The sequence below is a fragment of the Bradyrhizobium sp. SZCCT0153 genome, assembly GCF_018129995.1.
Classification (GTDB): domain Bacteria; phylum Pseudomonadota; class Alphaproteobacteria; order Rhizobiales; family Xanthobacteraceae; genus Bradyrhizobium; species Bradyrhizobium japonicum_G.
On the sequence record NZ_JAFCKS010000005.1, the window covers coordinates 611,466 to 623,892 of the forward strand.

Genomic DNA, 12,427 nt, shown 5'->3' on the forward strand with positions numbered 1-12,427 from the left:
CTCACACCTCGAACGCGGGCTTGTCCAGCGCGGTTGCGGCCATGCCGCGGTCAAGCAGCAGCTCGATCTTCACCAGGACGTGGGCGATGCGATCGAGAACGTGCTGCACATTGCGTTGCGCCTGCGCCGGGTCCGACGACCATGCCTCGGTCACGAGCCGTGCGCCGACGCAGAGGCGCAACATGGCCTGCGGCGCGTCGTCCTGCCGCTCCAGCCGGACCGGCTGGCCGATCAGACAGCGCTGCGCGGCAACCTGCCGGTCTGAAGCGCTGCCGCCAATCTCCTCGTTCATGCCGCGCGCCAGCGCCCGATGGACGGCACCGGTCTCGGCGATCGAGACCGGTTTGCCGCCGCGCAGCAGCGTGAACGGAAAGATCGTGGCCTGCGCGAATTCCTCGTCGTCCGCGCCGGTGTTCTCGACCGCAACCGGCACGGGGCGAAGCGACGGCGACAGCGCGATCATGCTGTCGACGCCGGCGGCAATTTCGAACAGTGCCTTGGCGCGGAAGGCTTCGGGCACGGCGTAGTAGCTGCCGATCTCGGCCAGCGCCGCCTCCCAGCGCAGCCATTGGCCGAAATTCGGCCGGCGCTCGAAGCGCGAGCGCAGCGCCGTCCAGGCCGTCGGCCAGTCGCTGCGGCCGGCATAGTCGAACAAGCCCGGCGCGATCGCACCCATCCGGTCGAGCGAGCGCGAGCGGCCTTTCGGCACCAGCAGCGCGCCGCTGAAGGCGGGCCCGCCGAAGAATTTCGAGCCGGTGATCAGCACCATGTAGCCGCGGTCGAGATAGGAGCGCAGCCGCCGGCGGCCGAGCCGCGCCTGGCAGGCATCGACGACGACCTGAACCTTGCCGGGCCAGCGTCGCGCGATCTCGTCGAGGCAGGCTGTGGTCGGCGCGCGCCAGCCCAGTTTTGAGCAATCCATGATCTGCAACAAAACGCCTCGACCTTGCGCGAGGCTGGTCTCGATCGCGCGCAGCACTGCGTCATCGGCATCCTGGCGCATCGCGACGCCGGCCGCCATGTCGATCAGCGGCACCGCGATGCTATCGCCGGCGAGCCCCGTCACCGCGCCGTCCTTGCGCACGGCGATGCCGCTTGCCGTCATCGTGCTGAAATGGTGGCCGCGTGCGGTATGGGTGGTTCCGCTTCCGGTCTGGTCGGCGCCGACCACGATCGTCACCGGCGGTGCGCCGAGCACCGCGCGCGCCACGCACAGGGCGTGAAGCTGCGAATCCGTGCCGGACGGCGAGAACACGACATCGATGCGCGGCGAAAGCTGAAGGTGGCCGCGCAGCTCGTCGCGCATGTCCTCGCAGCGCGCGTCGAAGGCGACCTCGACCTCGTCGAACAGGCATTTGTGCATCAGCTCTTCGCGCGCCAGCGCGGCGCGATCGTAGGCCAACTGCGAGATCGTCGATGCTGTCGAGGAGGCGAAATTCCAGAGCTCCGGCTCCGGCGACGGCGCGCAGCCATAGGCGTTGACACGCTCCTTCGGATCGAGCGCCAGTCGCGGATCTCCGCCGGAGGCGAGCAGCGTGTCCAGCGGCGTGAAGAGATCCCGCAGGCGGTAGCGCGAGCCGCCGTCGGACGCGTGCTCGGTGGCCGACAGACGGGATGCGCCGGCGCTCATCCCGAAAGGCTCACGCCGCATCGGCCGCCGCCGCGGGCGCCGCTGTGAATTGCGAAGTGATGTCGCCGTGGAACACCGATGGCCCGACGTGATCGAGCGAGCTCTGGATGTCGGCCCAGATCTCGCCGCCGATGTCGGTCCAGCGCTTGCAGAAGGCGAAGTCCTCGGAGAGATAGGTGCCGGTCGCAGGATCGATCATGCATTCGAACAATGCAAACCGGTTCTGGCTCGCCGCCAACGTATCGTGCGAATGCTCGCGGAAGAATTGCAGCGCCGCGTAGTCCGGATGCCGACACATCGCCTCCAGCACGTGGCGGCGGATCATCAGGAAGCCGGTGCCGGCGTAGCGCACGCGGGTGAAGCCGTTGACCACCACGATGCGGTCGGGGTCCTCGATCTCGAGCACGTAGTCCAGCGAGGCCGCCGGAACGTCGGGGCGGCCGGCTTCGATCGCCCGCTTCGCCTTGTCCCAGTTGACCCGCTTGATCGGATAGCAGCCGGCAACGACATCCGCGCCGCACTCGATCAGCCGGAACACCTGCTCCGGCGTGAAGCCGATGTCGGCATCGATGAACAGGAAATGCGTCGCCTTCGGATCGTCCAGGAACATCGCGGCCAGGTTGGCCCGCGCGCGCGTGATCAGGGCATCGCCGTCGCGCAGGAGCACCTTGAGCTCGAGATTGGCCATGCCGTGCACGGCGCGCTGGAGCGCGAAGATCGAGCTTGCATAGATGCTCGACACCTGCCCACCGAAGCATGGCGTCGCCACCACTAGTTGCATCTTGTCCGACATCGCCCGCTCCGCCCCGCTCCAATCCTCACCAAGAGGTAAAGAGGCATGGTTAACGGCGCCTTAACGCATCCTTACAGGAACTTGACGAGCGAGAGCTGCGACAGGTTCGAGGTCACCTGGTAGGACGCCTGGAGCGCGTTCTGGAGCGCCAGAATCTCGCTCGCGACCTGATCCGGCGAGGCCGATTCCGCCTGGTCGATGATGGTCTGGAGCTGCGCCTTGGCCTGGGTCTGGCGCGTGCCGGCGTCCTTCATCGTGTTCTGGGCCATCGCAAGGTCGGTCTGGATGTCCTCGATGCGCTGCTGGCCGGGCTGCTTCGTCAGGGCCTGCGTCACCCGCAGGCTCAGCGCGGCGACCTGCCCGCCTGAATACTGCCCGGTCGGCGAGGTCGAGAACGTCCCGAACACCGCGATCGCCTGCAACTGCTGGCGGATCGCGTCCTCGTCGGCCTGCGCGCCATATTGCACCGTGACGGAATCGTCGACGCGCGCCACGGCGGTGGAGCGCGGCGAGCCGGGCCCGTCATTGCCCTGGTACCATTTCACGGTCGTGGCCGAGCCGTTGACCAGCGTTGTCGCCGAGCTCGCGGGCGAGGTGCCGACGCGCAGCGGCGGTTGCGTGGCGGTCACGGGCGTCGAGGCGAAACCGAGCGAGCCCAGCGCTCCCGTATTCGAGCTCGTGATGTTCAGGCTCGCAGCGTCGTCGGTGTTGATCGTGATCGCGCCGCCATGAACCGTCGAGGGCTTCGAAGTCCCCGTGATCTGGTCGATCTTGCCGAGCAGGGTCTGGATGCTGTCGCCGACGTTGAGCTGGTTGGCGGTCGCGCCGGAGTTGACGAAGGTGAGCGTGGTGCCGTTGACGGTGATGGTGTCGCCGGCGACGAAGCCCGGTGAAATCGAGTCCGAAGGGCTCGCGCCGGACAGCGTCGTCGCGCCGGTCACGGGCGCCGCCGTCGCCGCCTGATTGTTGACGGGCGTGCCGATCGCGGAACTTGCGGTGTTGAAGAAATTGTCGCCGGCAACGATCGCGGATGCCGCCACGAGCGAGGTGTTGGCAAGCTTCTTGATCGCGGTGTTCAGCGCGGTGTTGAGGTTCGTCGCCGTGTTGGTCGGGTTGACGGGGGTGCTCGCATCGATGGCGAAACTGCCGAGCGGCGTCGGTGTCGCCGTCGACGCGGTCAGGTCGATCTGCTCGGTCGTCCCGTCCGGCAGCGTGAACTGCACGCTCAGCTTGTCGCCGTTGTTCGGATTGACACCGTTGAGATCGACCGAGAACGACACCGGCGAGCCGCTCGGGCCGGTGACCGTCGCCCCCGTCAGCGTCGAGGAGACCGCGGCGATCTTCAGCCCAAACGGCGATCCGGCGGCGTCCTCCGACACCTGCACCGAGCTCGGCGTCGGCTGCGTCTGCACCAGTCGGCCCATGCCGCCCGCGCCGAGGTCGGCGGCCTGGCGCTCCGCCATGACGGTCTTGAAGCCCGCCTGCGTCGTCGTACCGTTGATGATGTCGCCAGCATCCGCGACCGACTGCGTGTTGAAGGCCGTTCCGGAAAACAGATAGCGGTTGCCCGACTGCGTGTTGAGAACGCCGACCATCGAGCCGAACTGGGCGGCGGCGGTGTTCTGCGCAACGGTCTGCCCGTTGACGTTGAGATCCTGCGCGGTGTTGGCGGAGCCGGTCTGCACCGTGTTGCGGATCGTGGTCAGCGACTGGAGCGCGGTGTTGGCGAGGTTGATGCTGACGTTGACGTTGGTCATCGTGTCGGTATAGGCGGCGATGTTGGACAGCTGCGCGCGTCCGGCGATCGCAAAGCCCTCGTTGGTGCCCATCCCGGAATAGTTCTGCGACAGCTTGCCGGTCGAGAGCTGCGTCGAAAGGTCGGTGAGCTGCTGGTTGATGTTGCGGATCTGCGAGCCGAGAACCGACGAGGAGTAATTGATGCTGCTGATCGACATGTTTCAGAGCCCTGTTACTTGTTACACTTGAGCCTGGAGCAACGTGTTCATCATGCTCTGCACCACCGACATGACGTGGGCGTTGGCGGCATAGGCATTCTGGAGCTGGATCAGGTTCGACATCTCCGAGTCCAGATTGACGCTGGAGGTCGAGTTGAACTTGGCCTGCAGCGTCGAGACCACGACGCTCTGGCCCTGCTGGAGCTGGGTGGCCTGGGTCGCGGCATTGCCCTGAATGCTCAGGAACTGCTGCAGATAGTTCGAAACGCTGCCGGTGAAGGGCTGGCTCGCCGAGCCGAGACCGCTCTGCGGCGAATAGGAGAACACCGCCGAGGTGAGCTGCGAATAGAGATAGTCCGAGCGCGTGGTGTCGCCTGCGGGCGTCACCGGCGAGGTGCTGTAGACCGACAGCCTGGTCGGGTCGGTGACGAGCTGCGTGTTCACGGCGATGCGCCCGGCGAGGCCCGTCATCTGCGAACCCGACGCCGTGATCGCGCCGGTGTAGAGCGCCTGTCCGCCGTCGGTGAACAGCGGCAGTTGCGGATTGCCCGAGGTCAGCGACGTGATCGTCTTGGTGGTCGAGGACGAATTGACCTTGGCAAGGCCGGTGTTGTCGTCGATCACCCGCAGCGTGGTGGCCGTCGCCGGCGACGGAGCTGCAGCGAACGACAGATGCGAGCCGGAGAGCGCGGTGTTGAGCGCCGAGGCGATTGCGCCCATGCCGCCGGAGAAATTCACCCCGATCTGCATCGGGTTGGCGTTGGTCGCGTTCTGAAGCGGCAGCGCCGCCGGATCGGTCACGTTGACCAGCGTGACCTGGCGCTGCGTGTTGGTGGTCGTGTCCGTGTAGGTGATGTTGACGCTGTTGCCCGGCTGCGCACCGGCGAGGTCGAGATCGAACCCGGCCGGCGGACCGGAGACCGTGCTGCCGGCCGTGGTCTTGTCGGACAGCGCGCTCGACATCGTCGCGGCGAGCTGGTCGATCTGGTTCTGCGCCTGCACCAGCGTCTGGTCGCGCAGCTTGAGATCGGCCGCGATCTGGCCCGAAGACACCACGTTGTTGGCGACGACGTCGAGCTGCGAACCGTTCGGCAGCTTGATATTGAGCGCGCCGACGCCGGACTGGGCCGGATTGATGTTGTAGAGCGAGGTTGCCGACAGCGCACCGGCGGACGCAAAGGTGAATTGCGAGGCGAGCCCGGCGCCGACCAGCTGGATGCCGGTGGTGGTGTAGATGTTGGCCTGGTTCGAACCGTCGGTGGTGACGCGAACGTCGACATATTTCGACAGCGTGTTGATGGCCTGGTCGCGCTGGTCCATCAGCGTCGCGGCCGAGGGGTCGTTTGCCGACAGGCCCTGGAGCCTGGTGTTGATGTCGGCAACCTGCTGCATCGCGGCGTTTGCCTGCTGTGCCGAGGTGCCGAGATCCTGCTCGACGTTGGAGCGCAGCGACTGGATGCCCTTGGTGGTGAGGTTGAGCTGCTGTGCCAGCGTCTGCGCCGCGCCCAGGGCAACCGTTTGCGCCGACGACGAGCCCGCGCTGGTCGAGAGCGCCTGCAACGCCGTGGTGAAATTGTTCAGCGCGGTTTCGAGCGTACCGCTGTTGCCGGGCGTGCCGTAGACATTCTGAAGCTGCTTCAGGATGTTGGCCATCTGGTCGGCGTAGCCGCTGCCCCCGGTTTCGGTACGCAGCTGGTTCAGCACGTAGGTATCGAGCTCGCGGCTGACGCCGGTCGTCATCGCCGTCGAGCCGAAGTCGCCGGTGGTGACCTCGATCTGGTTCGGCGTCTGGACGACGTAACCCGGCGTCTGCGAATTGGCGACGTTCGAGGAGACGATCGAGAGCGCGGCCTGGTTGGCACGCAGACCGCTCATCGCACTGGCGAGGGCTGAACTCAAACCCATGTTGACATGCCGCCTTTGGTTACGTCACGCGCGATCAGCGCAACACGTTCAGGAGGTCCTGCACCATCGAATTCGCGGTCGTGATCACCTTGGTGTTGGCCGAATAGGCCTGCTGGGTCACGATCAGCTTGGTGAATTCGTCGGCGATGTCGGTGTTCGAGCCTTCCAGCGACGAGCCGCTGATGGTGCCCGAAGCGCCGTCGATCGCCGGTCCAGACTGTTCGGTCGCGGCATAGGCGCCGCCGTCGAGCGCCTTGAGGTAATTGGTGCCGTTGAAGTGCGACAACGAGACCTGTGCGAGGTCGAGGTTCTGACCGTTGGAGAAGGTGCCGACCACGAGGCCGTTGTTGTTGACTGCGACCGAGCGGAGCTGGCCCGCGGCGTAGCCGTTCTGGGTGATGGTGTTGATCGTCACCGCGCCGCTGGTGCTGGCATATTGCGTCAGCCCGCCCGAGGAGATGTTGAAGGCGACCGAGCCGAGCGACTGGCCGCTGACGCTGACGTTGTTGATGGTGATGCCCGAGCCGCTCGGCGAGGTCAGCGAGCCATCGGCGGCAAAGGTGAAGGCCTGGCCGGTATTGACCCAGCCGACCGTCGTGCCGGTCGCGTTCGGGTCGGTCTGGTAGAACAGGTTCCAGGTATCGGAATGCCCCGCCCCCAGCGACGCGCTGTCGGTCTTGGCCCAGCGCAGCTGCAGGTTCACCGGCGTGCCGGCGGCATTGTAGGCGGTCACCGCGCCTCCGCTGATCGATTCCTTGGTGAAGGTCGAGATGTCGTTGCCGACCACACCGCCGGTACCGGCGGTGCCGCCGCCGTCGCGGTTCTTGGTGATGGTGGAGGTGAAGCCGAGCGCGGCGAAGGCCGCACTGTTGGAGCTGGACACCGACAGGTTGGAGACGGTGCCGGTGTTCAGCGTGATCACGCCGCCGCTGCTGACCGACGATCCCGACGCGCCGGAGAGCGCGTCGATCTTGCCGAGCAGGGTCGTGATGTTGTCGGTGATGTTGATCTGGTTCGCGCCCGAGGCGCCCGAGGCCATGAAGGTCAGCGTCTGGCCGTCGACCGTGATGGTGTCGCCGGCTGCAAAGCCCGACGAAAGCACCTCGGCGCCGCCGGCGCTTGCACTGCCGCTCAGCACCGTAGAGCCGGTGATCGCGGGCGAGGACAGCACGTTGCCGCCGCGCGTCACGCTGCTGATGCCGAGGGCCGTGGCTGCCGTGCCGCTGTTGACCGCCACATCGACGCCGGTACCCGTCGAGATCTGGATGTTGCCGCTGGCGGAGAGCGAGGCCGTGACGCCGGCGCCGCCGGCGGTCTGGATCGCATTCAGGATGCTGGCCACCGTGGCCGTCGTGCCCGCGCCGAGACCGATCGTGGTGTTGCTGCCAACCGTCGTGACGGTGGTGCTGTTGTCGAACGTGACCGTGTTGCCGTTGATCGTCAGGGTCTGGCCGCTCAGCGCGGTGAGAATGCTGGAGGCGAGATGCGTACCTACGGTGTTGTCGAGGGACGTGGTGGTCGAAGCCACCGCGGACGAATTGTTCTGAAGCGCAACCGTGCCCGTCCCCGTCGTCGACGAATAGGCCGTGCGGATGTTGCCGGTGGCGGCTGCGCCGGACACCGTCGCGTTGGTGTAGGGCGCGGGCGGTGTGCCCACCGGCAGCGGGTTGGCCGAGAAGTCGGACGGATTGAGGCCGCCTTCTGCCAGCAGCGTGCCGGTCGACGCGGTCGTGCTCGCCGCCGTGTTCGGCTGGGTCGGCAGGTTCGCCGCGTACTGGATCGAGGTGGTCGCCTGCGCCGGGATGAAGTTATTCTGGAATTTCAGGACCGTCGCCACGTTACCTTGCGGGTTGCCGGTCTTCGGGTCGACCGTGACGCCCATCAGATAGTAGCCGGCGCCGTTGACCAGATTGCCGTTGGCATTGAGCTGGAAGTCGCCGCGCCGCGTGTAGTAGGTGACGCCGCTGAACACCGGCACGTTGTCCACGATGCCGGTCGCCTTCTGGATCGAGAAGAAGCCGTCACCGGTGATCGCCATGTTGGTGGCGACGGTGGAGCCCGAGATCGTGCCCTGCGTGGTGATGGTGGCCTTCGCGTTGGCGGTCACGCCGCCGGCGACCTGCTTGCTCGGCACAGAGGAGTCGGGAATGAGATCGACGAAGCTGGTCCCGATGCCCTTGTAACCGGTGGTGGACGAGTTCGCGATGTTGCCGGAAATGTTCTGAAGCGCGTAGGACTGCGCCTGCAGGCCACCCACCGAGGTGTTCATTGCATCGAAGATACCCATAACTTTGTCTCCAGATCCGATCTCGGCGGCCGGTCGACCATGGCCGCAGTCGGGAGAGACTGTCGCAAGGGCTATGCCAATGCGGGTATCCTCAGAAAATCAATGACTTGAATAGGAAGGCCCCGGTCCGATGACCGGGGCACAATTGCCGGGCCGGCAACAATTGCCGGGATCAAACCTCAGCCGGGCCTCACGTCGCCGACGCCGCCGCCGGGTGGAAGACCAGCCCGAAACCGTCGATGCAGTAGCGCAATCCGGTCGGCTTCGGACCGTCGTCGAAGACGTGGCCGAGATGGCCGCCGCAGCGCCGGCAATGCACCTCGGTGCGGAGCATGCCAAAGGTGCGGTCCTCGGTCTTGCCGACATTGCCCTCGATCGGCTGGTAGAAGCTCGGCCAGCCGGTGCCGCTCTCGAATTTGGTATCGGACGCAAACAGCGGCAGGTCGCAGCCGGCACAGGCAAAGATGCCCTTGCGGTGTTCCTTGAGCAGCGGGCTGGAGCCCGGCCGCTCGGTGCCTTCCTTGCGCAGGATTTCATATTGCTGCGGCGTGAGCTGGGCACGCCACTCGGCGTCGGTCTTCTCGATCTCGAATTTCTGGGCGGCCTTCTCGCCAGCCTCGGCAGGCGTCCCTCTCAGCCAGCGGAAGGCCGAAAGGCCGAACAGGCCGGCGACAGTCGTTAGCAGGATGCGGCGGTCAAACATCTCATTCTCCGTGTGCGAGGAGTCCACGCCCTGAGATACGGGCTCTAACGGCCGACGTTACACTTCCGGGCGGAGTTTTTCTCACCTTATCGCGAGACGCCGTCATCCTGGGACACGGGTTCCACGGCTTCGGCCGCAGGTTTCGGCGGCTGGGCCAGCCGCGGCCGAACCCCGGGCGGCGGACGGCGCGGACCGGTCCCGGCGGCCCGGTTGGCTTCGGCCAGCCGCGCCTCGCGTTCCCTGTCCTTGACCCGCCCGCGTTCACGATAGCGGGCAAGCGAGCCTGCGGCGGCGGAACTCGCCCTGCCCCAGACCCCGACCAATTGGCCCGCCACACGTCCCGTGGCGCCGCCTGCCCAGACCAGCTCGAACGGCGAGAACAGCCGCCATCGCTCGTCGCCCCACAGGATGCTGCGCGCGATCATCTGCCCGGCCATGGCCGAGGTGTTCATGCCCTGGCGGCCGAAGCCGCTCGCGACCCACAGGCCTTTGCGCAACTGGCCGATCTGCGGCATGCCGTGCACGGTCTGGCCGGTGACGCCGCCGAACGATTCGGTGATCTCGACATTGCCGAGCTCGGGGAAGATGGACCGGACCCGTCGCCTGATCGCGCCCGCAAAGCGTTGCGGTCGGGCCGCCCAGGTGGTCTCGGGGCTCTCCCACATCAGCCTGTCGCCATCGACGACGCGGAAATGGTCCACGCCATCGGAATCCATCACCGATCCCTTGAAGGCGATGATCTCGTGCACGCGCTGGCCGAGCGGCGCGGTGATGCCGGCATAGCGCCAGACCGGCAGCAGCGTTTCCGACAAGCGCCTCAAAGGCGCGCCGAGATGGATGTTGCCGGCGAGCACGATGTGGGTCGCGCGCAGTCGCGCCGAGGGCGTGACGATGCGCTTGCGGATGCCGGAATGATCGATGCTGACGACCGGCGTGTCCTCGAAGATGCGGGCGCCTGCGCGCCGCGCCAGCGCCGCGAGGCCGTGTACATATTTGCGGCCGTCGACCTGGAACGCCTTGGGATAATGCACGCCGTGGAAGTAATGATCGGTCTTGAGCACCGCGCGGACGCGATCGACCTGCCAGCCCTCGACCTCGGTGTCGAAATCCTCGTTCAACATCTGCAAGCGGCTGATCAGCCGGTCGCCGGCATCGACGTTGGAGACCTCCAGCACGCCGCTGCTCGGGCCGATTCCCGGCATGTTCTCCTCCGTGGCGTTGGCCCGGACGAACTCGGCGCCCTCCTTCGACAACGTCCACAATTCGCGCGCGTCCTCGAAGCCGATACGCTCGACCAGATCGGTGAGTGGCAGCGCGAAGCCCGGCATCACGGTGCCGAACTGGTTGCCGGAGGCGTTCCAGCCCACATGGCGGCCCTCGAGCACCGCGACGCTGGCCCCTGACCGGGCCGCCTCCAGCGCGATGGAGAGCCCGGCAAGCCCTGCTCCGATCACGCAGATGTCGGCATCGAGATCGAACGACAGCCGCGCGCGGTCGCGAAAGCCGGCTTCTTCCTGGGACACGCTTGTGAAAGTCTCGCTCATGTCGTTTTCTTAGAGCATGATCCGGAAAAATGTGCAGCGGTTTTCCAAATAGATGATGCTCAAACAATATTGGACCGATCGGGCGCTTGTCACCTTGTCCGCAACCCGCGTCCCTAGTTTATTCTGGACGTGTAACGATTCGAGAATGCCATGCGCCGTTTGATGCTGCTGCGTCACGCCAAGACCGAGACGGACGCGCCGAGCGGCCGTGACCAGGACCGCCGCCTGGATGAACGCGGCCACAAGGATGCCGCGCAGATCGGCGACTGGATTGCCGCCCATCCCCCCTTTCCCGAAGCCGTGCTGGTATCGCATGCCGTCCGGGCCCGGCAGACCTGGGACATTGCCTGGGAGACGATGAAAGACCGCGTCGCCGCGCCGCAGGTCGAGGTCCTGCCGGAACTCTACGGCGCCGATCCCGCGCAGATCCTGGAATCCATTCGCACTGCAACCGCTCCAGCCGACCCGAAGCAATTGCTGCTGGTTGCCCACAATCCCGGCATGCACGAGGCCGCGCTGATGCTGACGGGCGGCGGCGATCCGGCCAGCGCCAAGGCGCTCGCCGACAATCTGCCCACGGCGGGGCTTGCGATCTTCGACTTTGACGTCAAGGATTGGGGTGACGTGGCCTACCGCCGCGGCAAACTGGTGCAGTTCGTCAGCCCAAAGCTGCTTCGATAGTTCAAAGCTGCTTCGATGGTCCAAGGTTGCTTCGATAGGCCAAGGCTGCTTCGATAGTCGAAGGCTGCTTCGATCGGGTTGAGACGCGCGGGCGCCGTCTCGACCGGTCGGTCCAGCCCGATCAAGAGCTGCTGAAGATTTGGAGGCGCAGATGTTCAAGTCCATCCTCGTGCCCATCGACCTCGCCGACACGGACCTGGCAAAGCCGGCGATTGCGACCGCGGCAACGCTGTCGCAGACCTGGAGCGGCTCCGTCCGCCTGCTCAACGTGCTGCCGATGACGCCGGTCATGCTGGCCGAATACGTTCCGGCCGATTTCGACGAACAGCAGCGCCAGACCTCGGAAGAAGCGCTTGCCATCGTCGCGCGCGAATCCGGCATCGAGGCTTCTCGCATCTCCAGCGTCGTGCGCCAGGGCGGCATCTACCACGAGATCCTCGAGGAAGCGGTGCACATGAAGGCCGATTTGATCGTGATGACCTCGCACCGGCCGGCGATGCGCACCTATTTCCTCGGGTCGAATGCCGGGCATGTCGTGCGCTACGCGAAATGCTCGGTGCTGGTGGTGAGGCACTGACTCGGAGCGACTCCGCTCTCGTGCCCCGGTGCGAGCGTAGGCGAAATCAGACCTACAAGATATCGTGTTGCCCGTCAGGCAACACACGCGAGCGGCAGGTCAACGCGCGTCGACAAAAATATTCCACTTTACCGAAATTCGGAAACGGCGTATCTGTCGTCTCACTCCGGCCCAAGGAAGAGGGGCGTATCGCGATCGTCACGAACGCGGGCCGGACGGCGGTGGACGTGGGCCACACCGGCGCGAACGGCTTCGCAGGGCGGGCAACCGTGAGCGAAGGCCTCGCGCACACGACCGGTGTGATCCGCGTACGGCAAAATCGTGTGGTCCTGGCGCCCGGGGTCTGTGCGCC

The 12,427-nt window shown here is 66.0% G+C and carries 9 protein-coding genes; 2 read left to right on the forward strand and 7 right to left on the reverse strand.

Going from position 1 to position 12,427, the window contains the following annotated elements; all coding sequences use genetic code 11:
* Position 1 precedes the first annotated feature (1 nt).
* The 7 genes from JQ572_RS24410 to JQ572_RS24440 form a co-directional block, all read right to left on the reverse strand.
* Positions 2 to 1,651 (reverse strand): hypothetical protein, encoded by a 1,650-nt coding sequence (locus tag JQ572_RS24410; protein WP_211385355.1) that lies wholly within the window; start codon positions 1,649 to 1,651, stop codon positions 2 to 4.
* Complete coding sequence (locus tag JQ572_RS24415; RefSeq protein ID WP_211385356.1) at positions 1,641 to 2,423, reverse strand: hypothetical protein; 783 nt, start codon at positions 2,421 to 2,423, stop codon at positions 1,641 to 1,643. Before JQ572_RS24415 ends, JQ572_RS24410 begins: the two co-directional genes overlap by 11 nt.
* A 71-nt stretch (positions 2,424 to 2,494) precedes the next feature.
* Positions 2,495 to 4,378, reverse strand: coding sequence for a flagellar protein (locus tag JQ572_RS24420; RefSeq protein WP_211385357.1), 1,884 nt, complete (start codon positions 4,376 to 4,378; stop codon positions 2,495 to 2,497).
* 21 nt (positions 4,379 to 4,399) lie between these two features.
* A complete protein-coding gene (gene flgK / locus JQ572_RS24425; RefSeq protein WP_211385358.1) occupies positions 4,400 to 6,283 on the reverse strand; it encodes a flagellar hook-associated protein FlgK in 1,884 nt (627 codons plus the stop codon).
* Positions 6,284 to 6,317: 34 nt separating this feature from the next.
* Positions 6,318 to 8,570, reverse strand: a complete 2,253-nt coding sequence (locus JQ572_RS24430) for a flagellar hook-basal body complex protein (RefSeq protein ID WP_211385359.1) — start codon at positions 8,568 to 8,570, stop codon at positions 6,318 to 6,320.
* A gap of 190 nt (positions 8,571 to 8,760) precedes the next feature.
* On the reverse strand, positions 8,761 to 9,273 hold the full coding sequence (msrB, locus tag JQ572_RS24435; RefSeq protein WP_211385360.1) for a peptide-methionine (R)-S-oxide reductase MsrB: 513 nt from the start codon (positions 9,271 to 9,273) through the stop codon (positions 8,761 to 8,763).
* Between the two features lie 86 nt (positions 9,274 to 9,359).
* Positions 9,360 to 10,817, reverse strand: a complete 1,458-nt coding sequence (locus tag JQ572_RS24440; protein WP_211385361.1) for an NAD(P)/FAD-dependent oxidoreductase — start codon at positions 10,815 to 10,817, stop codon at positions 9,360 to 9,362.
* 150 nt (positions 10,818 to 10,967) lie between these two features.
* Here JQ572_RS24440 and JQ572_RS24445 point away from each other — a divergent pair, with 150 nt between their 5' ends.
* Positions 10,968 to 11,498, forward strand: coding sequence for a SixA phosphatase family protein (locus JQ572_RS24445; protein ID WP_211385362.1), 531 nt, complete (start codon positions 10,968 to 10,970; stop codon positions 11,496 to 11,498).
* 151 nt (positions 11,499 to 11,649) lie between these two features.
* Positions 11,650 to 12,075, forward strand: coding sequence for a universal stress protein (locus JQ572_RS24450; RefSeq protein WP_211385363.1), 426 nt, complete (start codon positions 11,650 to 11,652; stop codon positions 12,073 to 12,075).
* Positions 12,076 to 12,427: the final 352 nt, after the last annotated feature.